We start from the raw sequence: 505 nt of genomic DNA, 5'->3' as shown, positions 1-505 counted from the left end.
ATCCTGAGGTTCCTCCTCTACCTCTGTTAAGAGTTTCTTTAACTCTTTTTTTGTCCAAATTGTATCGAATTCATCCTTGAATTCCACTTCCTTCAAACGTCCCGCCTTTTCAAGATCTTCTGTAATGACTAAGGCAGTACCAGCATCCAACCAATCGGAAACAAAATCGGCAGTTGGTTTTTTTGAAGCATGATATGTCCATTGCATAATTACCTTCAATGATTTCCAGCTCCTTGTCATCTATTCCATGATAAATTTTGTCAATTTTCATACCTATTTTTCGTAATACCATTTATAATATAATGTAAACAATCAAATATTCTTTTAATTATTTCTTTATAGTTCCCATAACAGCCTGAAATTCTCTTGTTGAATTAGAATCTTTTTAATTTCATGATTCACATCTTTCAGTCTTTAATTATTATATGAAACAACTACTAATCATAGCATATGAACTAAAGACTGAAAGATGTGAATCATGAAATTAAAAAGATTCTAATTCAAC

1 pseudogene is annotated in these 505 nt (G+C 30.9%); it reads right to left on the bottom strand.

The features are described 5' to 3' along the window. Window positions 1-219: pseudogene (locus AC1DUW_RS32275) on the bottom strand (hypothetical protein); the annotation flags it as partial. Window positions 220-505: the final 286 nt, after the last annotated feature.

This window comes from Peribacillus sp. P4_C12 (assembly GCF_056402095.1).
The sequence above is the reverse complement of the archived record's forward strand: the minus strand, read 5'-3'. Positions and strand labels throughout refer to the sequence as shown.